Source organism: Sandaracinobacteroides sayramensis (assembly GCF_022014495.1).
In the GTDB taxonomy this organism is placed as follows: Bacteria; Pseudomonadota; Alphaproteobacteria; order Sphingomonadales; family Sphingomonadaceae; genus Sandaracinobacteroides; species Sandaracinobacteroides sayramense.
Genome location: NZ_JAKLSQ010000024.1, coordinates 56824 through 78849, shown reverse-complemented (window position 1 = coordinate 78849; position 22026 = coordinate 56824). Strand labels below are relative to the sequence as shown.

The following is a 22026-nucleotide window of genomic DNA, read 5'->3' as shown; positions in this document are numbered from 1 at the left end:
TCGGGCGGGAAAGCCCGGGAATTCAACTGGGTTGTTGAGGATAAGCGCCCGATGGCATCTGAACGGCTGGCCGACACGAATGTGGCCGCGATGGCGAATGCCATTCGCGCCCTCGCCATGGACGCGGTGGAGGCGGCGAACAGCGGCCACCCCGGAATGCCGATGGGGATGGCCGATGTGGCGACCATCCTGTGGGGCGAATATCTGAAGTTCGACGCCGCCGACCCGCGCTGGGCGGACCGCGACCGGTTCGTGCTTTCGGCCGGCCATGGATCGATGCTGATCTACGCGCTCCTGCACCTGAGCGGCTATGCGCGGCCGACGATCGACGACATTCGCAACTTCCGCCAGCTTGGCAGCCCCTGCGCCGGCCATCCGGAGAATTTCGAGCTGCCGGGCGTGGAGTGCACCACCGGGCCGCTGGGGCAGGGGCTCGGCATGTCGGTGGGGATGGCGATCGCCGAGCGGCATCTGAACGCCCATTATAGCGACGCGCTGGTGGACCATCGCACCTGGGTGATCGCCGGCGATGGCTGCCTGATGGAGGGAATCAGCCATGAGGCGATCGGGCTGGCCGCGCATCTGAAGCTCGGCCGGCTGAATCTGCTGTGGGACGACAATGGCATTTCCATCGACGGGGCGATCTCGCTGACCTCGGTCGAGGATGTGCCCGCGCGCTTCCGCGCCGCCGGCTGGCATGTGGTTTCCTGCGACGGGCATGATCCGGCCTCGATCCGCGCCGCGCTGGACGAGGCGGTGGCGTCCGAGCTGCCGAGCCTGGTGCAGTGCCGCACGGTGATCGGCTATGGCGCCCCCACCAAGGCGGGCAGCGAGAAGACGCATGGCAGTCCGCTGGGGGCGGCCGAAGTGGCCGGCGCCCGAGAAAAGCTGGGCTGGACGGCGGCGCCGTTCGAGATTCCGGCCGACATTGCCGCCGCCTGGCGGCAGGTTGGCGCGCGCGGGGCGGCAGAGCATGGCGCCTGGAAGGCGCGGGTCTCCGGCGATGCGAAGGGCGATGAACTGCTGCGCCGGATGGCGGGCGGGGCGCCGAAGCTCAATCTCGCCGAATTCAAGGCGAAGCTGGTGGCGGACGCGAAGCCGCTTGCCAGCCGCAAATCCTCGGAAATGGCGCTGGATGCGATCAACGCCCAGCTTGCCGAGACCATTGGCGGTTCCGCCGATTTGACGGGCAGCAACAACACCCGTTCGGCCGGGCAGGCGGTGCTGGACTCCGCAAATTATGGCGGCCGCTACCTGCATTATGGCATCCGCGAGTTCGGCATGGCGGCGGCCATGAACGGCATGAGCCTGCATGGCGGGGTGATCCCCTATGGCGGCACCTTCCTGGTGTTCGCGGATTACGCGCGCGGCGCCATCCGCCTTTCCGCCTTGCAGCAGCAGGGCGTGATCTATGTGATGACGCATGATTCGATCGGCCTCGGCGAGGACGGGCCGACGCACCAGCCGATCGAGCATCTGGCTTCGTTGCGCGCCATGCCCCATGTGGCGGTCTATCGCCCGGCCGACGCGGTGGAGACGGCGGAGTGCTGGGAACTGGCGCTGGCCGACCGCACGAGGCCCTCGATCCTGGCGCTGTCGCGGCAGAATCTGCCGCTGCTGCGCACCGATGTGGCGGCGAACCGTTCGGCCGATGGCGGCTATCGGCTGGTAGCGGCGACCGCGCGTCGGCAGGTGGTGTTGGTGGCGACGGGTTCGGAAGTGGCGATCGCGGTGGAAACGGCGAAGCTGCTGGAAGCGGACGGGATCGGCGCCGACGTGATTTCCATGCCGTGCTGGGAATTGTTCGCCGAGAAGGGTGACGCCGAGAAAAGAGACGGGGGCCTGCTGCCGGCGGATGTGCTGAAGGTCTCCATCGAGGCGGCCAGCACCTTCGGCTGGGAGCGGATCGTCGGCTCGGACGGGCTGCGGATCGGCATCGACCAGTTCGGCGCCTCGGCGCCGGCGAGTGCGCTTTACCAACATTTCGGCTTGACCCCGGACGGAATTTCCGGGCGGGTGCGCGCCGAACTCAAGTCCCGGGCGTAAGCCCCGAAAATAATCGGCAAAATAATCTATATTAAGGAGCGATGCGATGAAGGTAGCGATCAACGGCTTCGGGCGTATCGGACGGCTGGTTCTGCGGGCCATATTGGAGCAGGGCCGCACCGACATCGAGGTGGTCGCTATCAACGACCTGGGTGACGCCAGGTCGAACGCGCTGCTGTTCAAGCGCGACAGCGTGCACGGCCGCTTCCCCGGCACCGTGGAGGCCGACGGCAGCGACATCGTCATCGACGGCAAGCGCATCCGCGTGACCGCCGAGCGCGATCCGGCGAAGCTGCCGCACAAGGAACTGGACGTCGACATCGCGCTGGAGTGCACCGGCTTCTTCACCGACGCCGACAAGGCCGGCGCCCACCTGACGGCCGGCGCCAAGCGCGTGCTGATCTCGGCTCCGGGCAAGGGCGTCGACCTGACGGTGGTCTATGGCGTCAACCACCAGAAGCTGACCGGGGACCATAAGATCGTTTCCAACGCGTCCTGCACCACCAACTGCCTGGCGCCGGTCGCCAAGGTGATGAACGACCTCGTCGGCATCGAGCGCGGGCTGATGACGACGATCCACGCCTACACCAACGACCAGAAGATCCTCGACCAGATCCATTCCGACATGCGCCGGGCGCGGGCCGCCGGCATGTCGATGATCCCGACGACGACCGGCGCCGCGCGCGCGGTGGGCGAAGTGCTGCCGGAACTGAAGGGCAAGCTCGACGGTTCCGCCGTGCGCGTGCCGACCCCCAACGTCAGCCTTGTGGACCTGACCTTCGTGCCGGGCCGCGAGACGTCGAAGGAGGAAGTGAACGCGGCGCTGAAGGCGGCCTCCGAAGGGGCGCTGAAGGGCATCCTCGACTATTCGGACGAGCCGCTGGTTTCCATCGACCTCAACCATGTGCCCTTCTCGTCGACGGTGGACAGCCTTGAGACCGCCGTGCTGGAAGGCAAGCTGGTGCGCGTGGTTTCCTGGTACGACAACGAATGGGGCTTCTCCAACCGCATGGCCGACACGGCGGTTGAGATGGGCAAGTTCCTCTGATGCCATTCCGGACGCTCGACGATCTGCCCGCGGACCTCGCGGGCAAGCGGGCGCTGGTGCGCGTCGACCTCAACGTGCCGATGAAGGACGGCGCGGTGACGGACGCGACCCGGCTGGAGGCCGCCGTTCCCACCATCGCCTCGCTGGCGGACCGGGGGGCGAAGGTGCTGCTGCTGGCGCATTTCGGGCGTCCGAAGGGTGTGGCCTCGGCGGAGTTCTCGCTGAAGCAGGTGGTGCCGGCGCTTTCCGACGTGCTCGGGCGGCCGGTGGGCTTCGTGGCGGATTGCGCCGGCGAGGCGGCCGTGGCGCAAGTGGCGGCGCTGGCCGATGGCAGCGTGACGGTGCTGGAAAACACCCGTTTTCATGCGGGTGAGGAAAAGAACGATCCGGCCCTTGTCGCCGACATGGCGAAGCTGGGCGATCTTTATGTGAACGATGCTTTTTCCGCCGCGCACCGGGCGCATGCCTCGACCGAGGGGCTGGCGCATGTGCTGCCGGCTTATGCCGGGCGGTCGATGGAGGCCGAGCTGAAGGCGCTGGATGCGGCGCTGGGCGCGCCTAAGCGGCCGGTGGCGGCGGTAGTCGGCGGCGCCAAGGTGTCGTCGAAGCTCGACGTTCTGACGAACCTCGTCGGCAAGGTGGAGCATCTGATCATCGGCGGCGGCATGGCCAACACCTTCCTGGCGGCCAAGGGGATTTCCGTCGGCAAGAGCCTGTGCGAGCATGATCTGGCCGACACCGCGCGCGGCATCCTCGTCCGCGCCGAGGCTGCCGGTTGCACCGTGCATCTGCCCTGGGATGTGGTGGTGGCGAAGGAATTCCGCGCCAATCCGCCGAGTCGGGTTGCCAATGTGAACGAGGTGGCCGACGACGAGATGATCCTCGACCTGGGGCCGCACGCGGTGGAAGCGCTGGGCGACGTGCTGAAGACCTGCGCGACGCTGGTGTGGAACGGGCCCCTGGGCGCCTTCGAGCTGGAGCCGTTCGACCAGGCCACCGTGGCGCTGGCGAAGACGGCCGCCGCCCTGACGGCCGGCGGCACGCTGGTGAGCGTGGCCGGCGGCGGCGATACCGTGGCCGCTTTGAACCACGCCGGGGTGGGCGGCGATTTCACCTTCGTTTCCACCGCCGGGGGCGCTTTTCTGGAATGGATGGAAGGCAAGGCCCTTCCGGGCGTGCAGGCACTGACAGGGGATAGATGACGATGAAGACCAGCAAGACCGTCCGCAAGATTCTGTCGCATTACGAAAGCGACAATCCCGGAACCAAGGCCAATCTGGCCCGCATCCTGGGCGCCGGCCGGCTGGGTGGCACCGGGAAGCTGGTGATCCTGCCGGTGGACCAGGGCTTCGAGCATGGCCCGGCCCGCAGCTTCGCCGTGAACGAGCCGGCCTATGACCCGCATTACCATTTCCAGCTGGCGATCGACGCCGGGCTTTCGGCCTATGCCGCGCCGCTGGGCGCGCTGGAAGCCGGCGCCGACACTTTCGCCGGGCAGATCCCGCTGATCCTGAAGGTGAACAGCTCCAACAGCTGGGCGACTTCGATCGACCAGGGGGTGACCGGCACCGTCGACGACGCGTTGCGCATCGGCGCCTCGGCCATCGGCTTCACCATTTATCCGGGCGCCGACAACATCTTCGAACAGCTCGAGGAATTCCGCGAGCTGGCGTCAGAAGCGAAGTCGGTCGGGCTGGCGACCGTGCTGTGGTCCTATCCGCGCGGCGGGAAGCTTTCGAAGGACGGCGAGCTGGCGCTGGACGTGGGCGCCTACGCCGCCCACATCGCCGCGCTGGCCGGCGCCCATATCATCAAGGTGAAGCTGCCGAGCGACCATATCGAGCAGAAGGACGCGCAAAAGGCTTATGAGGGCGGCGACTGGTCGACGCAGGCCAAGCGCGTGGCGCACGTGATCCAGAGCTCGTTCAACGGCCGGCGGATCGTGGTGTTCTCCGGTGGCGCGACCAAGGGTGCTGACGCGGTTTACGACGATGCGCGCGCCATTCGCGACGGTGGCGGCAACGGCTCGATCATCGGCCGCAACAGCTTCCAGCGGCCGCGTGAGGACGCGCTGGCGCTGCTGGACCGGATCGTGCGCATCTATCTGAACAAGGAGTGATGGTTGGGCGACGCTGACCATCTGGAGGATTTCGGCAGGGAGGAGCGACCTCCCTGCCAGCTCTATCTGATTTCGCCGCCGGCCTTCGATCCGCAGGCGCACGCCGCTGCGCTGGGCGAAGCGCTTTCGGGTGGGGAGGTCGCCGCCTATCAGTTGCGGCTGAAGGGCGTGGACGATGCCGCCGTGCTGACGGCGGCGGCGGTTCTGCTGCCGATCTGCCGGCAGGCGGATGTGGCCTTCATCCTGAACGACCGGGCCGATCTGGCGAAGGCCGCCGGCGCCGACGGCCTGCATCTGGGACAGACGGACGGCAGCCTTGCCGACGCCCGGCGGTTGCTGGGCGCGGAGGCGCAGATCGGCGTGACCTGCCACGACAGCCGGCATCTGGCGATGGAAGCGGGTGAGGGCGGGGCCAATTATGTGGCCTTCGGCGCCTTCTTCCCGACCAGCACTAAGACCGTTGAGCATATGGCCGAGCCGGAGATCCTGCGCTGGTGGACGGCGTTGAGCCCCATTCCCTGCGTGGCGATCGGCGGCATCACGGCCGAGAATTGCGCGCCGCTGGTGCGCGCCGGCGCCGACTTCCTGGCCGTCAGCGCCGCCGTTTGGGCGGCAGCGGATGGGCCGGCTGCGGCGGTGCGGCGCTTTGCCGAGGCGATGCGGACGGCCTGAACGGAGATTGCGGCGCCGGCGCCGGGTCGTTACCGATATGGCATTGCTGAATTTTCGAAAGTTTGCCCATGAAATCCCTTCTTCTTGCCTCCGCGCTGCTGCTGGCGGTGCCGGCTGCCGCTGCCGACGCCGCACAGGCCCCGGCCGACGCGCAGCAGATGCCGTTCCTGCTGCAACCCTGGACCGGGCCGCATGGCGGCGTGCCGCCGTGGGACAAGGTGAAGCCCGAGATGTTCCCGCCGGCCTTCACCGTGGCCGCCGACAAGCTGCGCGCCGAGACGCGCGCCATCGCCGGGAACAAGGCGGTGCCGACCTTCGACAATGTCATCGGGGCGATGCAGGCGTCCGGCGAGGATCTGAACCGGGTTTCCAGCCTGTTCAACGTGATGACGTCGAACATGAACAGCGCGGAATATCAGTCTCTTAGCCGCGAATGGCGGCCGAAGCTGGCGGCGCTTTCCGACGAGATCAGCCTGGACCCGAAGCTGTTCGCGCGGATCGACGCGCTTTACGCCCGAAGGGCGAGCCAGAAACTGTCGCCCACGCAGCTTCGGCTGCTGGAGCGCACGCACGCCGATTTCGTGCGTTCGGGCGCGAAGCTGAACGCGGCGGACAAGGCGAAGCTTTCCGCCTTCAACCAGGAACTGGCGAAGCTGTTCACGGAGTTCAACGAGAAGCTGCTGAAGGATGAGGAGACGGCGATCTCCGTTACCGAGGCGGAACTGAAGGGCGTGCCGGACGGCGTGCGCTCGGCCGCGCGCGCGGCGGCCGAGGAGCGCAAGCTGCCCGGCTATGCCATCGTCAACACCCGTTCCGCCGTCGACCCGATCCTGACCTTCGCCGACGACCGGGCCGTGCGCGAGAAAGTGTGGCGCGCCTTTGTGAACCGGGGCGACAATGGCGACGCGAACGACACCAACGCCACCATCGCCAGGATCGTGAAGCTGCGCGCCGACCGGGCGAAGCTGCTGGGCTATCCGACGCACGCCAATCTGCGCATGGCCGACACCATGGCCGTCGATCCGGCGCGGGCCGAAGCGCTGATGCTGCGCGTGTGGGGGCCGGCGGTCGCCCGCGTGGGCGAGGAAGTGGCCGATATGCAGAAGATCGCCGGCCATGCCATCGAGCCCTGGGACTATCTCTATTTCGCGGAGAAGGTGCGCAAAGAGCGCTTCGACCTCTCGGCGGCCGAGACCAAGCCCTATTTCGAGCTGAACAACATGATCGAGGCGAGCTATTACGCCGCCAATCGGCTTTACGGGCTGAACTTCAAGGAAGTGACGGGAACGGTGCCGGTGTTCCATCCGGACGTGCGCGTCTATGAAGTGACCGGGCCGGACGGGCGGCATGTGGGCCTGTTCTACCGCGACGATTTCGCCCGCACCGGCAAGCGTTCGGGCGCCTGGCACACCACCTATCGCCTGCAGCGCAAGTTCCCGACGGTGCAGACGGTCATCAATTCCAACAACAACAATTTCGCCAAGCCCTCGGCCGGCGAGCCAGTGCTGATCAGCTATGACGATGCCGAGACGCTGTTCCACGAATTCGGCCACGCCATCCACTTCCTGCTGCAGGATGTGACCTATCCGGGGCTGGCCTATACGCCGCGCGACTTCATCGAATATCCGAGCCAGGTGAACGAGAACTGGCTGCTGACGCGCGACGTGCTCGACAAATATGCCCGCCACTATCAGACGAAGGCGCCGATGCCGGCGGCGCTAGTGGAGAAGATCGAGAAGTCCCAGACCTTCAACCAGGGCTATGCGACGGTTTCCTATCTGTCGTCGGCCATCGTCGACATGAAGCTCCACACGCTGGCCGACGGTGTGGTGGACCCGGACAGGTTCGAGCGCGAGACGCTTGCCGCGATCGGCATGCCTAAAGAGATCGTGATGCGGCATCGGCTGCCGCAGTTCAGCCACCTCTTCTCGGGCGACAGCTATTCGGCCGGCTATTATTCCTATCTCTGGTCGGAAACGATGGACGGCGACACCTGGGCGGCCTTCCAGGAAAGCGGCTCGGTCTGGGACAAGGGCGTGGCGGACCGTTTCCGCACCATTCTGCTGTCGACCGGAAACGAGACGGACCGGGCGGAGGCCTATCGGCAGTTCCGCGGGCGCGACGCCGAGGTGGGGGCGCTGCTGAAGAAGCGGGGCTTCCCGGCGGAAGCGCAGTAAGGGCAGGAAGGAAGGGGCGGCGGTTTCGCCGCCCCTTTCACTTTGCCTCAGGCCGCGATAGCGCGGCGGCGGCGCAAGGCCGTGCCGGTGAGGCCGAAACCGGCGATCAGCAGCGCCCAGGTCGCGGGTTCGGGAACGGTCGCGTTGTTGTTCAGCACGATATTGTCGAACTGGAGGAAGCCGCTGGTGTTCTTGCCGGGCTTCCAGGAGAAGGCGACCAGCGGGGCTTCGTCGAACTCGATCGTGGTGGCGTTCAGCCAGTTGCCTGCAGCGTTGGAAAGGGTGCGCTCGTCCACCTTGCTGGTGCCGTCGGCATAGTCGAAGGTGAAGATGACGGTGTACCAGTCGAACGGATTGAGGCCGCTCGAATTGCCGGAGTTGTGCGCGACCTCGATCTCGTTGATGCGGAAAGCCTGCCCGTCGTTGTAGGTGAGGGTGCTGGTGGAAGATCCGCCATAGTTCACCAGCGCGCCGCCTTGGCCGACATAATTGCCATATGCGTTGAGGCCGCTGTCGAGCCCGGAGCGCACATATTGCGTGCTGATGAAATGATAGCCGCCCTGGGGATTGCTGGCGCTGATCTTGAAGCCGTCCTTGACATAGGGCGCCTGCAGATAGGTGCGTTTCCCTTGCGGGCTGCGGAACTCGTTGAAGTCGAGCGTCACGGCGGCGTTGGCGGCGGGCGCGAAAGCCATGGTGGTGAAAAGCGCGAGCATGGTGCGACGCATGGTGAAAGTCCCTTCCTGTTGCGGGTGCGGTTGGATGGGTGTGGATTAGGATGGAAAAATGGCGATCAGGTTACCTTTAGCGGGCATTATGGTTGCCGGTTGGTAACTTCCGCGCGATCCGGGGCTTCTTGCATGGCCTTCCGCGCATCGCTAGAGCGGGCGCCGACGCTCTTTCCATATGTACAGGTGAACCCATGAAGATCAGCGGCGTGGACATTCGTCCCGGCAACATCATCGAATATGAAGGCGGCATCTGGCGCGCCGTGAAGACCCAGCACACCCAGCCGGGCAAGGGCGGCGCCTATATGCAGGTCGAGATGAAGAACCTGATCGACGGGCGCAAGACCAACGTCCGCTTCCGCTCGGCGGAGACGGTGGAGCGGGTTCGCCTCGACACCAAGGACTTCCAGTATCTCTATGCGGAAGACGATAATCTGGTGTTCATGGACAAGGACACCTACGATCAGGTGACGCTGCCGAAGGATCTGCTGGGAGAGGCTGCCGCCTTCCTGACGGACGGCATGGACGTGACCATGGAGCTTTACGAGGAGCGTCCGCTTTCCGTGCAGCTGCCGGAGCAGGTGGAAGCGCTGATCGTGGAAGCCGACGCGGTGGTGAAGGGGCAGACGGCTTCTTCCAGCTACAAGCCCGCCGTTCTGGAAAATGGCGTGCGGGTGATGGTGCCGCCGCATATCGGCGCCGGCACGCGCATCGTCGTCGACGTCTATGAACAGGCCTATGTCCGCAGGGCCGACTGAGCCCGCGACCGGCAGAGAGTAAGCCTACCATGTCCCAGTCCGCCATCATCACCGTGATCGAGCGCGCCTGCCGCAAGGCAGCGCCGCGCCTGCGCCGCGACTTCGGCGAAGTCGCGCAGCTTCAGGTCTCGAAGAAAGGCCCGTCCGACTTCGTGAGCCAGGCCGACCATGCCTGCGAGCAGACGCTGGTGGAAGAGTTGCGCCGGGCGCGGCCGGGCTGGGGGTTTGTTCTGGAGGAGGGCGGCGAAATTCCGGGCGAGGAAGAGAACAGCCCGCGTTTCGTGATCGATCCGCTGGATGGCACCTCCAACTTCCTGCACGGAATCCCGCATTTCGCCATGTCGATCGGCGTGGAGCACATGGGGGTGGGGGTCGCCGGCGTGGTCTATCAGCCGCTGACCGACGAGACCTTCTGGGCGGAGCGCGGCCGCGGCGCCTGGCTGCACAACGCGCGGCTGCGGGTTTCCGGGCGGCGCGACCTGGGCGAGGCGCTGCTGGCGACCGGCATTCCCTATCGCGGCCATGGCGACCAGCCGCAGTTCGAGTCGATCCTGGGGCAGGTGATTCCGGAAGTCGCCGGCGTGCGCCGTTTCGGGGCCGCGAGCCTCGATCTGGCCTGGGTTGCGGCCGGCCGTTTCGACGGTTTCTGGGAACAGGGGCTGTCGCACTGGGACGTCAGCGCCGGGATACTGCTGGTGAAGGAAGCCGGCGGCTTCGTCTCCGACTTCCGGGGCGGCGAAAAGATGCTGGATCGGCAGGAGCTTATCGCCGCCAACGACCAGCTCCACTCGCGGCTTCACCGCCTGATCGCAACTGCAATTCGTTAGCATTAAACCGATGCGCAGAAACAGGTTTTTCCTGTCATATGCGACCATCGCGAGGCTTGCCGCGACTCGCGGCCTTCCCTAGAGACACGCCATGCCAGAGCTTGCCGACATCGGGCGGGAATATCTCCCCATCCTTCTCTTCTTCGGCGTCGCCATCGCCTTCGCGCTGGTGTTCGCGGGTCTGCCGATCCTCGTCTCGAACGTGACGGCGACGAACAAGCCCTATGCCGACAAGCTCAGCGAATATGAGAGCGGCTTTCCCGCCTTCTCGTCGGCCCGCGGCCAGTTCGACGTGCGCTTCTATCTGGTCTCGATCCTGTTCATCATCTTCGACCTGGAAGTGGCCTTCCTGTTTCCCTGGGCGGTCAGCCTGGCGCATATGGGGCCGGAGCTGTATTTCGCCTGGGGCTCGATGATGGTCTTTCTGGGCGTGCTGACGGTCGGCTTCATCTATGAGTGGAAGAAGGGGGCTCTGGACTGGGAATGAGCACGAACCTTCTTTTGAAACCCGATGGCTCTCCGCTTGCGCGGGACGTGGCCGGGCAGGACCAGTTCTTCGCCGACGTCGGCTCCGAGCTTTCGAACAAGGGCTTCCTTGTCGCCAGCCTGGAGGATCTGACGACTTGGGCGCGCACCGGCTCGCTCTGGTGGATGACTTTCGGCCTCGCCTGCTGCGCGGTCGAGATGATGCACTCCTCCATGCCGGACTATGACATGGAGCGTTTCGGCGCGGCGCCGCGCGCTTCGCCGCGCCAGTCGGACGTGATGATCGTCGCCGGCACGCTGTGCAACAAGATGGCGCCGGCGCTGCGCCGCGTCTACGACCAGATGCCCGAACCGCGCTATGTGATCAGCATGGGCAGCTGCGCCAACGGCGGCGGCTATTATCACTACAGCTATTCGGTGGTGCGCGGCTGCGACCGGATCGTGCCGGTGGATATCTATGTGCCCGGCTGCCCGCCGACCGCCGAGGCGCTGCTCTATGGAATCATGGCGCTGCAGCGGAAGATCCGCCGCGCCAGCAGCTTCGAGAGATAGGTTCATGTCGCACCTTCCCGCAGTCGCCGGCAACGAGGGCGTTGTCGAGCGTGCCCGGAGCCTTTTGGGCGACAATCTCGTGGCGGTGGTGGAAGCCGTCGGCGAGCTGACGCTGATCGTGAAGCGCCAGAGCCTCTATCGCGTGCTGGAGCAGTTGCGCGACGCCCCCGACCTCGCCTTCGACCAGATGCTGGACATTGCTGGCGCCGACTGGCCGGAGCGGGCCGAGCGCTTCGACGTGAGCTACCATCTGCTGAGCCTGCGCCACAATCGCCGCCTGCGGGTGAAGGTGCTGGTGAACGATGTCGATCCGATCCCGTCGATCGTTGCCATGTTCCCGAACGCCGGCTGGCTCGAGCGCGAGGTGTGGGACTGCTATGGCGTCTATTTCGAGGGCAATCCCGACCTGCGCCGCATCCTGACCGACTATGGCTTCGAGGGGCATCCGTTCCGCAAGGACTTCCCGCTGACGGGGCATGTGGAACTGCATTATTCCGAGGAGCAGGCGCGGGTCGTCTATGCGCCGGTGAAGCTGAAGCAGGATTTCCGCAACTTCGACTTCCTGAGCCCCTGGGAAGGCCAGTGGCAGCTTCCCGGCGACGAGAAGGCCGAAAACCCGGAGGCGGGCAAATGACCGAGACGATTACCGCCGAGCTGCAGGAAGGCCAGATCTTCGACCCGACGCTGGTGTCGGACGAGACGAAGATCCAGAACTACATGATCAACTTCGGGCCGCAGCACCCCGCCGCGCACGGCGTGTTGCGGCTGGTGATGGAGCTGGACGGCGAGCTGATCGAGCGGGTGGACCCGCACATCGGCCTGTTGCACCGGGGCACGGAAAAGCTCTGCGAATACAAGACCTACCTTCAGGCGCTGCCCTATATGGACCGCCTGGACTATTGCAGCCCGATGTCGATGGAGCACAGCTATGTGCTGGCCATCGAGAAGCTTCTGGGGGTGGATGTTCCGATCCGCGCGCAGGTGATCCGCGTGCTGTGGGCGGAACTGATGCGCATTTCCAACCATCTGATGAACGTTGGCGCGCATGTGATGGACGTGGGCGGGCTGACGCCGATCCTGTGGCTGTTTGTGGAGCGGGAGAAGATCTACCGCTTCTCAGAACGGGTGTCGGGCGCGCGGATGCACGCGGCCTATTTCCGCCCGGGCGGCGTGCACCAGGACATGCCGGCCGGCCTTGCCGAGGATATCGGCGACTGGGCCGGGCAGTTCCACAAGGTGCTGGACGATGTGATGGTGCTGGCCGGCGGCAACCGCATCTTCAAGCAGCGCAACGTGGACATCGGCGTGATCACTGCGAAGGACGCGATCGCCTGGGGTTTCACCGGCCCCTGCCTGCGCGGTTCCGGCATCGAGTGGGACCTGCGCAAGTCGCAACCCTATGAAATCTATGCCGATCTGGAGTTTGAAGTGCCGGTCGGCAAGAATGGCGACTGCTACGACCGCTGGATGGTGCGCATGGAGGAAATGCGCCAGTCGGTGAAGATCGTGCAGCAGTGCCTCGACCGGCTGAAGCATCTGCAGGGCGAGCCCATCGCCACGCTGGACCGCAAGGTGGCGCCGCCGAAGCGGGGCGAGATGAAGCAGTCGATGGAAGCGTTGATCCATCACTTCAAGCTTTACACCGAAGGCTTCAAGGTGCCGGCCGGCGAAGTCTATGTGGCGACCGAAAGCCCCAAGGGCGAATTCGGCATCTATCTGGTGGCCGATGGCACCAACAAACCTTATCGCTGCCATATCCGCGCGACGGGGATGAGCCACCTTCAGGCGATGGACTTCCTGCTGAAGGGCCACATGCTGGCGGATGCGCCGGCGGTGCTGGGAAGCCTCGACATCGTTTTCGGTGAGGTGGACCGGTGAGCGATCCCATTCGCAAGTGGCATGAATGGTCGGTTCGTCACCAGGATGTGAACCTGTGGACTTCGCGCAGTCTGCTGCCAATGATTCCTATTCTGATTGCTGCATTCGGACTTATTTATGCCGGCTACCAACTGATCGGCACCCTTTTACTGCTTATTCCCCTGGGTTGGATATTCTGTATGATGCTTCTGTCGGCATCAGACTTCATTCAGCCCATCGTACGCTATTTTCGGAGCGAGAAATGACAGCTTCGACCGACTTTATCGACTTCGTCGACTTCCAGTGGACCGAGGCCAACAAGGCCGAGGCCGAGCGGATCGTCGGCCGTTACCCCAAGGGGCGCGAGGCCAGCGCGATCATGCCGCTCTTGTGGCTGGCGCAATATCAGATGGGCGCGCAGACGGGCGTGGCCTGGTTGCCGCTGCCGGTGATCGAGTTTGTCGCCGCCCAGATAGGCATGCCGAAGATCCGGGCGCTGGAAGTGGCGACCTTCTACACCATGTACAATCTGAAGCCGGTCGGCCGCTTCCATGTGCAGGTCTGCGGCACCACGCCCTGCATGCTGCGCGGCTCCGACGATGTGCTGCGCGCCTGCGCCGACAAGGGGCTGAAGAAGGGCGAGGTGACGAACGACGGCCTCTTCACGCTGACCGAGGTGGAGTGCCTTGGGGCCTGCGCCAATGCGCCGATGGTGCAGGTGAACGACGACAATTATGAGGACCTGACCTACGAGACCATGACCGCGATCCTGGAAGAGCTGATCGCCGGGCGGACTCCGAAGGTTGGAAGCCAGATCGGTCGCACGGCCAGTTGCCCCGAGGGTGGGCCTACCAGCCTGACCGCGACCTTGAAAGAGACCGCGTGATGCTGGCCGACAAGGATAGAATCTTCACCAATCTCTACGGCTTCCAGCCGTGGGGGATCGACCATGCGATGAAGCGCGGCGACTGGGCCGACACCAAGGAACTGCTGGCGCTGGGGCAGGATGCCATCATCCAGAAGGTGAAGGATTCCGGCCTTCGCGGGCGCGGCGGCGCCGGCTTCCCGACCGGCATGAAGTGGAGCTTCATGCCCAAGGAGTCGAAGGACGGCCGCCCGAGCTTCCTGGTGGTGAACGCCGACGAGTCCGAGCCGGGAAGTTGCAAGGACCGGGAGATCATCCGCCACGATCCGCACAAGCTGGTGGAAGGGGCGCTGATCGCCGGCTTCGCCATGCGGGCGCGGGCGGCCTATATCTACATCCGCGGCGAATATATCCGCGAAGCGGAGGTGCTGTTCGCGGCGGTCGAGGAAGCCTATGCCAAGGGCTTCCTCGGCAAGAACGCCTGCGGCTCCGGCTATGATTTCGATGTATTTGTGCACCGGGGGGCGGGCGCCTATATCTGCGGCGAAGAAACCGCGATGATCGAAAGCCTGGAAGGCAAGAAGGGTCAGCCGCGCCTGAAGCCGCCTTTCCCGGCCGGCGTCGGTCTTTATGGCTGCCCGACGACCGTCAACAATGTGGAATCGATCGCGGTGGTGCCCACCATCCTGCGGCGCGGGTCTGATTGGTTCGCGGGCTTCGGCCGGCCGAACAACCAGGGCACGAAGCTGTTCCAGATTTCCGGGCATGTGAACCGCCCCTGCGTGGTGGAGGAGGCGATGAGCATCCCCTTCCGCGAGCTGATCGACACCCATTGCGGCGGCATTCGCGGCGGCTGGGACAATCTGCTGGCGGTGATCCCCGGCGGATCGTCGGTCCCGCTGGTGCCGGCGCACCAGATCATCGACGCCCCGATGGATTTCGACGGGCTTCGCGACCTGAAGTCGGGCCTGGGCACGGCTGCGGTGATCGTGATGGACAAGTCCACCGACATCATTCGCGCCATTGCCCGCATCAGCTATTTCTACAAGCATGAAAGCTGCGGCCAGTGCACGCCGTGCCGCGAAGGCACCGGCTGGATGTGGCGGGTGATGGAGCGGCTGGTGAGCGGCGACGCCGAGCCGCACGAAGTGGATATGCTGCTGGAAGTGACGACGCAGGTGGAAGGCCACACCATCTGCGCGCTCGGCGATGCGGCCGCCTGGCCGATCCAGGGGCTGATCCGCCACTTCCGCCCTGAAATCGAAGCGCGCATTGCGAAGCGTCGCGGCTTTGCGGCCGTGCCGGAACTGCCGCAGGCGGCGGAGTAGACCATGCCCAAGGTAACCGTTGACGGGATCGAAGTGGAGGTGCCGGCTGGCGCCACGGTGATGCAGGCCTGCGAAGCGGCCGGCAAGGAAATCCCGCGTTTCTGCTATCATGAGCGGCTGTCGATCGCCGGCAACTGCCGCATGTGCCTGGTGGAAGTGTCGCCCGGGCCGCCGAAGCCGCAGGCGAGCTGCGCGCTGCCGGCCGCCGAGGGGCAGGTGATCCTGACCGAAAGCCCGAAGGTGAAGAAGGCGCGGGAAGGGGTGATGGAGTTCCTGCTCATCAACCACCCACTCGACTGCCCGATCTGCGACCAGGGCGGCGAATGCGATCTGCAGGACCAGGCCATGGCCTATGGCCGGGGCGGCAGCCGCTTCGAGGAGAATAAGCGCGCGGTCACCGAAAAGCATATGGGGCCGCTGGTGAAGACGGTGATGACGCGCTGCATCCATTGCACGCGCTGCGTCCGCTTCATCGAGGAAGTGGCCGGCACCAACGAAGTCGGCGCGCTCTATCGTGGCGAGAATATGCAGATCACTTCCTATCTGGAGCAGGCGGTCGCCTCCGAGATTTCGGGGAATGTGATCGATCTTTGCCCGGTGGGGGCGCTGACCTCCAAGCCGACCGCCTTCAACGCCCGGCCCTGGGAATTGAAGCGCACCGACAGCATCGATGTGATGGATGCGGTGGGGACGAACATCGTCGTCGGCAGCCGTTCCGGGGCGGTGGTGCGGGTGACGCCGCGCGTCAACGACGATGTGAACGAGGAATGGCTGGCCGACACCGGGCGCTTCGGCGTCGACGGGTTGAAGGAGCGCCGGCTGGACCGGCCCTGGGTGCGGGTGAACGGCGAATTGCAGCCGGCGACCTGGGGGCAGGCTTTCGCCGCCGTGAAGGCGGCGCTGGCCGATGTGCCGGGCGAGAGGATCGCGGCGCTTGCCGGAAATCTGTCGGCGGTGGAAGAGCTTGTGGCGGCGAAGGATCTGCTGGCCGGGTTTGGCGCCAGCCGGCTGGAAAGCCGCACCGATGGCGCCGCCTATCAAGGGCCGGCCGCGCATTGGCGCTTCAACAGCACGCTCGCCGGCATCGAGACGGCGGATGTGATCCTGCTGGTCGGTGCCGATCCGCGTTACGATGCGCCGCTGGTGAACAGCCGCATCCGCAAGGCAGTTCGTCGCCGGGGCGCGGCGGTGTTCCGCATCGGCGCGGGCAGCGATCCCGTCTATGATGTGACGCAATTGGGCGACGATCTTTCGCTGCTGGCCGATTTGCCGGCCGAGGTGAAGGCGAAGCTGGCAGCGGCCGAGCGGCCGGCGATCCTGATCGGCAGCCGCAACGCCTCCGCCGAGGTGCTGGCGGCCGCGCACGCGCTTTCGGGCCTGTTCGTGAAGGACGGCTGGAACGGCTTCAACATCCTGCACGACGCGGCCTCGCGCGTGGGGGCGCTGACGGTCGGCTGGGCCGGGGAGGGCGTGGAAGCGCTCGCCGCCAACCCGCCCGCCGTGCTGTTCCTGCTGGGCGTCGACGAAGTGGCGCTGGCGCGTTTCGCCGGTTCCACCAAAATCTATGTCGGCTCGCATGGCGATCGCGGCGCGGCGGTGGCGGATATCATCCTGCCGGCGGCCGCCTGGTCGGAAAAGCCGGGCACTTACCTCAACATGGAAGGCCGGGTGCAGCGGGCGCTGCGCGCCACCTTCCCGCCGGGCGACGCGCGGGAGGACTGGACGATCTTCCGGGCGCTGGCCGACGTGCTGGGGATCACGCTGGGCTACGACAATCTGGAGCAGTTGCGCGCGCGCATCGCCCGCGAGTGGCCGGAACTGGGCGCGGAAGCGCTGACCCCGGCGGCATGGGAAGCGGCTGCGCCCGGCGCCGGCAAGCCGGCGGGTGCCGCGAAGCCGCGCGAGAGCGATTTCTACAGTTCCAATCCGATTCTGCGCGCCAGCCCCACCATGCGGGCCTGTGTGGCGGAGATACTGGAGGGCCGCGAGCCCCTGCTGGAGGCCGCGGAGTAATGGTTGAGTTTTTCCAGACGCATCTGGGCTATGGGCTTGGCTGGTTCCTCGCCCATCTGATCCTGATCCTGCTGATCGCGCTTCCGGTCATGCTGTGCATGGCGCTTTCCACCTGGCTGGACCGCAAGGTGTGGGCGGCGATGATGCTGCGGCGCGGCCCGAACGTGGTCGGCCCGATCGGTGTGCTGCAGCCGTTCGCGGACGGGCTGAAGCTGTTCCTGAAGGAAACCATCGTGCCTTCGGGCGCGAACAAGGGCGTGTTCTTCATCGCGCCGATCATCACCTTCGTTCTGGCGCTGGTCGCCTGGTCGGTGATCCCCTTCGACGCGGGCTGGGTGCTGGCCGACATCAATGTCGGCATGCTGTTCATCTTCGCCGTCTCCTCGATGGGCGTTTACGGAATCATCATGTCGGGCTGGGCTTCCAACTCGAAATATCCGTTCCTGGGCGGCCTTCGCTCGGCGGCGCAGATGGTGTCCTACGAAGTGTCGCTGGGCCTCGTGATCGTGACGGTTGTGCTCTATGCGTCGAGCTTCAACCTCACCGATATCGTCGAGAGCCAGCGCGGCAATATCTTCGGCCTGCTGAACGGCAATATCTTCAACCCGCTGCTGTTCCCGATGGCGGTGGTGTTCCTGATCTCGGCGCTCGCCGAAACCAACCGCCCGCCGTTCGACCTGCCGGAAGCGGAGTCGGAACTGGTCGCCGGTTACCAGATCGAATATTCCTCGATGACCTTCGCCCTGTTCTTCCTGGGCGAATATATGAACATCCTTCTGATGTGCGCGCTGACGAGCATCCTGTTCCTGGGAGGCTATCTGCCGCCGATCGACTGGGCGCCGCTTTATTATGTGCCTGGCCTCATCTGGCTGTTCGTCAAGATCGTCTTCATGTTCTTCGTGTTCGCCTGGGTGAAGGCGACGGTGCCGAGGTATCGCTACGACCAGTTGATGCGGCTGGGCTGGAAGGTCTTCCTGCCGCTGTCGCTGCTCTGGGTGGTGCTGGTGTCGGGCTGGCTGGTCTTCACCGGGCATTTTTCGGGAGGCGCCGCATGAGCGTTCTGGCCGCCGCCAAGTCGCTGCTGCTTCTGGAACTCGTCCGGGGGCATTGGCTGACGCTGAAATATATGTTCCGGCCGAAGATCACGGTGAACTACCCCTATGAAAAGGGGCCGATCTCTCCGCGCTTCCGGGGCGAACATGCGCTGCGCCGCTATCCCAATGGCGAGGAACGCTGCATCGCCTGCAAGCTGTGCGAGGCGGTGTGCCCGGCGCAGGCGATCACCATCGAGGCGGAGCCGCGCGCCGACGGCTCGCGGCGGACGACCCGCTACGACATCGACATGACGAAGTGCATCTATTGCGGCCTGTGCCAGGAGGCCTGCCCGGTGGACGCCATCGTCGAAGGGCCGAACTTCGAGTTCGCAACCGAAACCCGCGAGGAGCTTTTCTACGACAAGGAAAAGCTGCTGGCGAACGGCGAGCGGTGGGAGCGTGCGATTGCCGCCAACCTTGCCGCCGATGCCCCCTATCGCTAACGGCAGGCAGCCAAGATGTTGAACCCTAATCGAGGCCGTCCGTGATCCAGGCCGCCGTCTTCTATCTCTTCGCCGCTGTCGTGGTCCTCTCGGGCCTGATGGTGATCCTTGCGAAGAACCCGGTGCACTCCGTGCTCTGGCTCATCCTCGCCTTTTTCAATGCGGCGGGCCTGTTCCTGGTGATCGGCGCCGAGTTCGTGGCGATGATCCTGGTCATCGTCTATGTCGGCGCGGTCGCCGTGCTGTTCCTGTTCGTGGTGATGATGCTGGACATCGACTTCACCTCGCTGAGGGCCGGCTTCTCCCGCTATCTGCCGTTCGGCGCGCTGCTGGGGCTGGTGCTGGCGGTGGAACTGGTGACGGTCGGCTTCTTCTGGGAGTTCGGCGACCTGGCGCTTCAGGCCCGGGCGGCGCCAGCGCCAGGCGCCAACGCCGGGCTCAGCAACACCCAGGCGATCGGCACGATCCTCTACACGGACTATGTCTTCATCTTCCAGCTGGCCGGCATGGTGCTGCTGACAGCGATGATCGGCGCCATCGTGCTGACGCTTCGCCAGCGGCCGGGCGTGAAGCGGCAGAATGTGGCGGCGCAGAATGCGCGCACGCCGGAAACCTCCATCGCCGTCACCCGGCCGAAGGTGGGCGCCGGCGTCGATACGGACGGGGGCGTCAAATGATCGGCATCGGCCATTATCTGGCAGTAGGCGCGGTGCTGTTCACGCTCGGCGTGCTGGGCATCTTCATCAACCGCAAGAACATCATCGTCATCCTGATGTCGGTCGAGCTGATCCTGCTGGCGGTGAACATCAACTTCGTCGCCTTCTCGGTGTTCCTGGGCGACTTGGTGGGGCAGATCTTCGCCATGTTCGTGCTGACGGTCGCCGCCGGCGAGGCCGCCATCGGCCTTGCCATACTCGTCATCTATTTCCGGAAACGCGGGACCATCGCCGTCGACGATGTCCGCCAGATGCGCGGCTGATCCCATGATCCAGGCAATTGTATTCCTTCCGCTTCTCGCCTTCCTGATCGCCGGAATCGGCAACCGGGCGATCGGCAACACCGCGGCCAAGGCCGTGACCACGGGCGCGCTGTTCATTTCCTGCGCGCTGTCGTGGGTGGTGTTCATCGGGCTCATGTCCGGCGATCCGGCGCGCGACGTGGTGGTCGCCGAATGGTTCTCGAGCGGCGCGATGGCCGTCAACTGGACGCTGAAGGTCGACATCCTCACCGGCGTGATGCTGGTGGTGATCACCTCGGTGTCGGCGCTCGTCCACCTCTACAGCTGGGGCTATATGGCGGAGGATCCGGACCAGCCCCGCTTCTTCGCCTATCTGTCGCTGTTCACCTTCGCCATGCTGATGCTGGTGACGGCCGACAATCTGGTGCAGATCTTCTTCGGCTGGGAAGGCGTGGGCCTCGCCTCCTATCTGCTGATCGGCTTCTGGTACAAGAAGCCGTCGGCCTGGGCCGCCGCGATCAAGGCGTTCGTGGTGAACCGCGTGGGCGACTTCGGCTTCATGCTGGGCATCTTCGCGCTGTTCATGCTGTTCGGCACGGTGGACATCGACACCATCCTGCAAGGCGTGCCGGCGGCGAAGGGGGCGACCTTCACGTTCCTCGGCTGGCAGGTGGACGCCATCACCACGATCGCGCTGCTGCTGTTCGTGGGCGCCATGGGGAAGTCGGCGCAGGTGCCGCTGCACACCTGGCTGCCCGACGCGATGGAAGGGCCGACACCGGTGTCGGCGCTGATCCACGCCGCCACCATGGTGACGGCGGGCGTGTTCCTCGTCTGCCGCATGTCGCCGCTCTACGAGGCGAGCGTGACCGCTTCCACCGTCGTCACCTATGTCGGCGCGCTGACGGCGATCTTCGCCGCCACGGTCGCGACGACGCAGAACGACATCAAGCGGGTGATCGCCTATTCCACCTGCTCGCAACTGGGCTTCATGTTCTTCGCGGCGGGGGTCGGCGCCTATGGCGCGGCGATGTTCCACCTCTTCACCCACGCCTTCTTCAAGGCGCTGCTGTTCCTGTGCGCCGGATCGGTGATCCACGCGATGCACCATGAGCAGGACATGCGCTATTATGGCGCGCTCCGGAAGGCGATCCCGCTGACCTTCTTCGCCATGGTGATCGGCACCATCGCCATCACCGGGGTGAACTACACCTCGGGCTATTTCTCGAAGGACGCGGTGCTGTTCGCGGCCTGGGAATCGGCGACCGAGCCGGGGCGTGTCGCCTTCTTCGTGGGCATCACCGCCTCGCTGCTGACCAGCTTCTACAGCTGGCGGCTGATCTTCCTGACCTTCTTCGGCGAAGCCCGCTGGGCCGGGTCGGAGCATATCCAGCATGCGGTGCATGATGATCATCACCATGATGAGGCGCATGACGGGGCGCATGGGCATGACCATGAGGCGCATCATGCGCCCGTGACCGGCACGGCCGGCTATCATCCGCACGAGAGCCCGCTGCCGATGATGATCCCGCTGGCGCTTCTGAGCTTCGGGGCGCTGTTCGCGGGCGCGATCTTCAACAGCCGCTTCGTCGGCGGCGACGAGACCGCCTTCTGGAACGGCACCATCGTCCACCATGGCGCGTTCTTCGAAAGCCTGCACCATGTGCCGGCGCTGGTGCATTGGGCGCCGGCGATCGTGATGCTGATCGGCCTGCTGACGGCCTGGCTGGTCTATATCCGCAACCCGGGCTTCTCGACGAAATTCAAGGCGCAGTGGAAGCATCTCCACGCTTTCCTCTACAATAAATGGTATTTCGACGAGCTTTACGACCTGATCTTCGTGCGGCCGGCGCAGTGGTTCGGCCGCCTCTTCTGGAAGAAGGGCGACCAGGGCCTGATCGACCGCTTCGGCCCCGACGGGCTGACCGGGCTGGTCGCCGAAGGCGCGGTGGCGGCGAAACGCTTCCAGACGGGTCTCGTCTATTCCTATGCGCTGGTGATGCTGGTGGGCGTCGCCGCATTCGCCACCTGGTTCATGGTCCGGTGAGGTAGTAT

The 22026-nt window shown here is 65.2% G+C and carries 22 protein-coding genes; 21 read left to right on the top strand and 1 reads right to left on the bottom strand.

Annotation, left to right across the window (positions count from 1 at the left end; genetic code table 11):
- Window positions 1-51 precede the first annotated feature (51 nt).
- The 6 genes from tkt (at window position 52) to L6Q21_RS15605 (ending at window position 8062) form a co-directional block, all read left to right on the top strand.
- Complete coding sequence (gene tkt, locus L6Q21_RS15630) at window positions 52-2046, top strand: transketolase (protein ID WP_237831678.1); 1995 nt, start codon at window positions 52-54, stop codon at window positions 2044-2046.
- Between the two features lie 46 nt (window positions 2047-2092).
- A complete protein-coding gene (gene gap / locus L6Q21_RS15625) occupies window positions 2093-3094 on the top strand; it encodes a type I glyceraldehyde-3-phosphate dehydrogenase (RefSeq protein WP_237831677.1) in 1002 nt (333 codons plus the stop codon).
- Window positions 3094-4296, top strand: a complete 1203-nt coding sequence (locus L6Q21_RS15620; RefSeq protein WP_237831676.1) for a phosphoglycerate kinase — start codon at window positions 3094-3096, stop codon at window positions 4294-4296. The genes gap and L6Q21_RS15620 overlap by 1 nt, the downstream gene beginning before the upstream one ends.
- On the top strand, window positions 4293-5213 hold the full coding sequence (locus L6Q21_RS15615; RefSeq protein WP_418895834.1) for a class I fructose-bisphosphate aldolase: 921 nt from the start codon (window positions 4293-4295) through the stop codon (window positions 5211-5213). Before L6Q21_RS15620 ends, L6Q21_RS15615 begins: the two co-directional genes overlap by 4 nt.
- Before the next feature lie 3 nt (window positions 5214-5216).
- Window positions 5217-5885 (top strand): thiamine phosphate synthase, encoded by a 669-nt coding sequence (thiE, locus tag L6Q21_RS15610; RefSeq protein ID WP_237831674.1) that lies wholly within the window; start codon window positions 5217-5219, stop codon window positions 5883-5885.
- 68 nt (window positions 5886-5953) lie between these two features.
- Entirely contained in the window at window positions 5954-8062 is a 2109-nt protein-coding gene (locus L6Q21_RS15605) for a M3 family metallopeptidase (protein ID WP_237831673.1), read from the top strand.
- A 47-nt stretch (window positions 8063-8109) separates the two neighbouring features.
- Here L6Q21_RS15605 and L6Q21_RS15600 read toward each other — a convergent pair whose 3' ends face one another.
- Window positions 8110-8790 (bottom strand): PEPxxWA-CTERM sorting domain-containing protein, encoded by a 681-nt coding sequence (locus L6Q21_RS15600; protein WP_237831672.1) that lies wholly within the window; start codon window positions 8788-8790, stop codon window positions 8110-8112.
- 194 nt (window positions 8791-8984) lie between these two features.
- Here L6Q21_RS15600 and efp point away from each other — a divergent pair, with 194 nt between their 5' ends.
- The 15 genes from efp to nuoL all read left to right on the top strand — a co-directional run bounded on the left by efp (window position 8985) and on the right by nuoL (window position 22018).
- A complete protein-coding gene (gene efp, locus L6Q21_RS15595) occupies window positions 8985-9548 on the top strand; it encodes an elongation factor P (RefSeq protein ID WP_237831671.1) in 564 nt (187 codons plus the stop codon).
- Window positions 9549-9577: 29 nt separating this feature from the next.
- Window positions 9578-10375 carry an inositol monophosphatase family protein gene (locus tag L6Q21_RS15590; RefSeq protein ID WP_237831670.1) on the top strand — a complete coding sequence of 266 codons (798 nt, stop codon included), beginning with the start codon at window positions 9578-9580 and terminating at the stop codon, window positions 10373-10375.
- Window positions 10376-10466: 91 nt separating this feature from the next.
- Window positions 10467-10862 carry an NADH-quinone oxidoreductase subunit A gene (ndhC, locus tag L6Q21_RS15585; protein WP_237831669.1) on the top strand — a complete coding sequence of 132 codons (396 nt, stop codon included), beginning with the start codon at window positions 10467-10469 and terminating at the stop codon, window positions 10860-10862.
- Window positions 10859-11413 carry a NuoB/complex I 20 kDa subunit family protein gene (locus L6Q21_RS15580; RefSeq protein ID WP_237831668.1) on the top strand — a complete coding sequence of 185 codons (555 nt, stop codon included), beginning with the start codon at window positions 10859-10861 and terminating at the stop codon, window positions 11411-11413. The genes ndhC and L6Q21_RS15580 overlap by 4 nt, the downstream gene beginning before the upstream one ends.
- Before the next feature lie 4 nt (window positions 11414-11417).
- Window positions 11418-12047 carry an NADH-quinone oxidoreductase subunit C gene (locus L6Q21_RS15575; RefSeq protein ID WP_237831667.1) on the top strand — a complete coding sequence of 210 codons (630 nt, stop codon included), beginning with the start codon at window positions 11418-11420 and terminating at the stop codon, window positions 12045-12047.
- On the top strand, window positions 12044-13291 hold the full coding sequence (locus tag L6Q21_RS15570; protein ID WP_237831666.1) for an NADH-quinone oxidoreductase subunit D: 1248 nt from the start codon (window positions 12044-12046) through the stop codon (window positions 13289-13291). Before L6Q21_RS15575 ends, L6Q21_RS15570 begins: the two co-directional genes overlap by 4 nt.
- Window positions 13288-13536: a hypothetical protein gene (locus L6Q21_RS15565; protein WP_237831665.1), complete on the top strand. Its 249-nt coding sequence runs from the start codon at window positions 13288-13290 to the stop codon at window positions 13534-13536. Before L6Q21_RS15570 ends, L6Q21_RS15565 begins: the two co-directional genes overlap by 4 nt.
- Entirely contained in the window at window positions 13533-14156 is a 624-nt protein-coding gene (nuoE, locus tag L6Q21_RS15560) for an NADH-quinone oxidoreductase subunit NuoE (RefSeq protein WP_237831664.1), read from the top strand. The genes L6Q21_RS15565 and nuoE overlap by 4 nt, the downstream gene beginning before the upstream one ends.
- On the top strand, window positions 14156-15463 hold the full coding sequence (gene nuoF / locus L6Q21_RS15555; RefSeq protein WP_237831663.1) for an NADH-quinone oxidoreductase subunit NuoF: 1308 nt from the start codon (window positions 14156-14158) through the stop codon (window positions 15461-15463). Before nuoE ends, nuoF begins: the two co-directional genes overlap by 1 nt.
- A gap of 3 nt (window positions 15464-15466) precedes the next feature.
- Complete coding sequence (gene nuoG / locus L6Q21_RS15550; protein ID WP_237831662.1) at window positions 15467-17476, top strand: NADH-quinone oxidoreductase subunit NuoG; 2010 nt, start codon at window positions 15467-15469, stop codon at window positions 17474-17476.
- On the top strand, window positions 17476-18531 hold the full coding sequence (nuoH, locus tag L6Q21_RS15545; protein WP_237831661.1) for an NADH-quinone oxidoreductase subunit NuoH: 1056 nt from the start codon (window positions 17476-17478) through the stop codon (window positions 18529-18531). Before nuoG ends, nuoH begins: the two co-directional genes overlap by 1 nt.
- The gene (gene nuoI, locus L6Q21_RS15540; protein ID WP_237831660.1) at window positions 18528-19013 is read left to right on the top strand and encodes an NADH-quinone oxidoreductase subunit NuoI; all 486 of its coding nucleotides are present in this window, start codon (window positions 18528-18530) and stop codon (window positions 19011-19013) included. Before nuoH ends, nuoI begins: the two co-directional genes overlap by 4 nt.
- A 41-nt stretch (window positions 19014-19054) precedes the next feature.
- On the top strand, window positions 19055-19690 hold the full coding sequence (locus tag L6Q21_RS15535) for an NADH-quinone oxidoreductase subunit J (protein WP_237831659.1): 636 nt from the start codon (window positions 19055-19057) through the stop codon (window positions 19688-19690).
- Window positions 19687-19992: an NADH-quinone oxidoreductase subunit NuoK gene (nuoK, locus tag L6Q21_RS15530; protein ID WP_237831658.1), complete on the top strand. Its 306-nt coding sequence runs from the start codon at window positions 19687-19689 to the stop codon at window positions 19990-19992. Before L6Q21_RS15535 ends, nuoK begins: the two co-directional genes overlap by 4 nt.
- Window positions 19993-19996: 4 nt before the next feature.
- Window positions 19997-22018 carry an NADH-quinone oxidoreductase subunit L gene (gene nuoL, locus L6Q21_RS15525; protein ID WP_237831657.1) on the top strand — a complete coding sequence of 674 codons (2022 nt, stop codon included), beginning with the start codon at window positions 19997-19999 and terminating at the stop codon, window positions 22016-22018.
- Window positions 22019-22026: the final 8 nt, after the last annotated feature.

What these genes read in the sequence shown, in the direction of transcription:
- ndhC (WP_237831669.1), top strand. Translation starts at nt 10,467, where the DNA reads ATGCCAGAGCTTGCCGACATCGGGCGGGAATATCTCCCCATCCTTCTC.
- nuoE (WP_237831664.1), top strand. Translation starts at nt 13,533, where the DNA reads ATGACAGCTTCGACCGACTTTATCGACTTCGTCGACTTCCAGTGGACC.
- nuoF (WP_237831663.1), top strand. Translation starts at nt 14,156, where the DNA reads ATGCTGGCCGACAAGGATAGAATCTTCACCAATCTCTACGGCTTCCAG.
- L6Q21_RS15605 (WP_237831673.1), top strand. Translation starts at nt 5,954, where the DNA reads ATGAAATCCCTTCTTCTTGCCTCCGCGCTGCTGCTGGCGGTGCCGGCT.
- nuoH (WP_237831661.1), top strand. Translation starts at nt 17,476, where the DNA reads ATGGTTGAGTTTTTCCAGACGCATCTGGGCTATGGGCTTGGCTGGTTC.
- nuoL (WP_237831657.1), top strand. Translation starts at nt 19,997, where the DNA reads ATGATCCAGGCAATTGTATTCCTTCCGCTTCTCGCCTTCCTGATCGCC.
- nuoG (WP_237831662.1), top strand. Translation starts at nt 15,467, where the DNA reads ATGCCCAAGGTAACCGTTGACGGGATCGAAGTGGAGGTGCCGGCTGGC.
- L6Q21_RS15570 (WP_237831666.1), top strand. Translation starts at nt 12,044, where the DNA reads ATGACCGAGACGATTACCGCCGAGCTGCAGGAAGGCCAGATCTTCGAC.
- L6Q21_RS15575 (WP_237831667.1), top strand. Translation starts at nt 11,418, where the DNA reads ATGTCGCACCTTCCCGCAGTCGCCGGCAACGAGGGCGTTGTCGAGCGT.
- tkt (WP_237831678.1), top strand. Translation starts at nt 52, where the DNA reads ATGGCATCTGAACGGCTGGCCGACACGAATGTGGCCGCGATGGCGAAT.
- L6Q21_RS15620 (WP_237831676.1), top strand. Translation starts at nt 3,094, where the DNA reads ATGCCATTCCGGACGCTCGACGATCTGCCCGCGGACCTCGCGGGCAAG.
- nuoK (WP_237831658.1), top strand. Translation starts at nt 19,687, where the DNA reads ATGATCGGCATCGGCCATTATCTGGCAGTAGGCGCGGTGCTGTTCACG.
- L6Q21_RS15615 (WP_418895834.1), top strand. Translation starts at nt 4,293, where the DNA reads ATGACGATGAAGACCAGCAAGACCGTCCGCAAGATTCTGTCGCATTAC.
- efp (WP_237831671.1), top strand. Translation starts at nt 8,985, where the DNA reads ATGAAGATCAGCGGCGTGGACATTCGTCCCGGCAACATCATCGAATAT.
- nuoI (WP_237831660.1), top strand. Translation starts at nt 18,528, where the DNA reads ATGAGCGTTCTGGCCGCCGCCAAGTCGCTGCTGCTTCTGGAACTCGTC.
- L6Q21_RS15590 (WP_237831670.1), top strand. Translation starts at nt 9,578, where the DNA reads ATGTCCCAGTCCGCCATCATCACCGTGATCGAGCGCGCCTGCCGCAAG.
- gap (WP_237831677.1), top strand. Translation starts at nt 2,093, where the DNA reads ATGAAGGTAGCGATCAACGGCTTCGGGCGTATCGGACGGCTGGTTCTG.
- L6Q21_RS15600 (WP_237831672.1), bottom strand. Translation starts at nt 8,790, where the DNA reads ATGCGTCGCACCATGCTCGCGCTTTTCACCACCATGGCTTTCGCGCCC.
- L6Q21_RS15580 (WP_237831668.1), top strand. Translation starts at nt 10,859, where the DNA reads ATGAGCACGAACCTTCTTTTGAAACCCGATGGCTCTCCGCTTGCGCGG.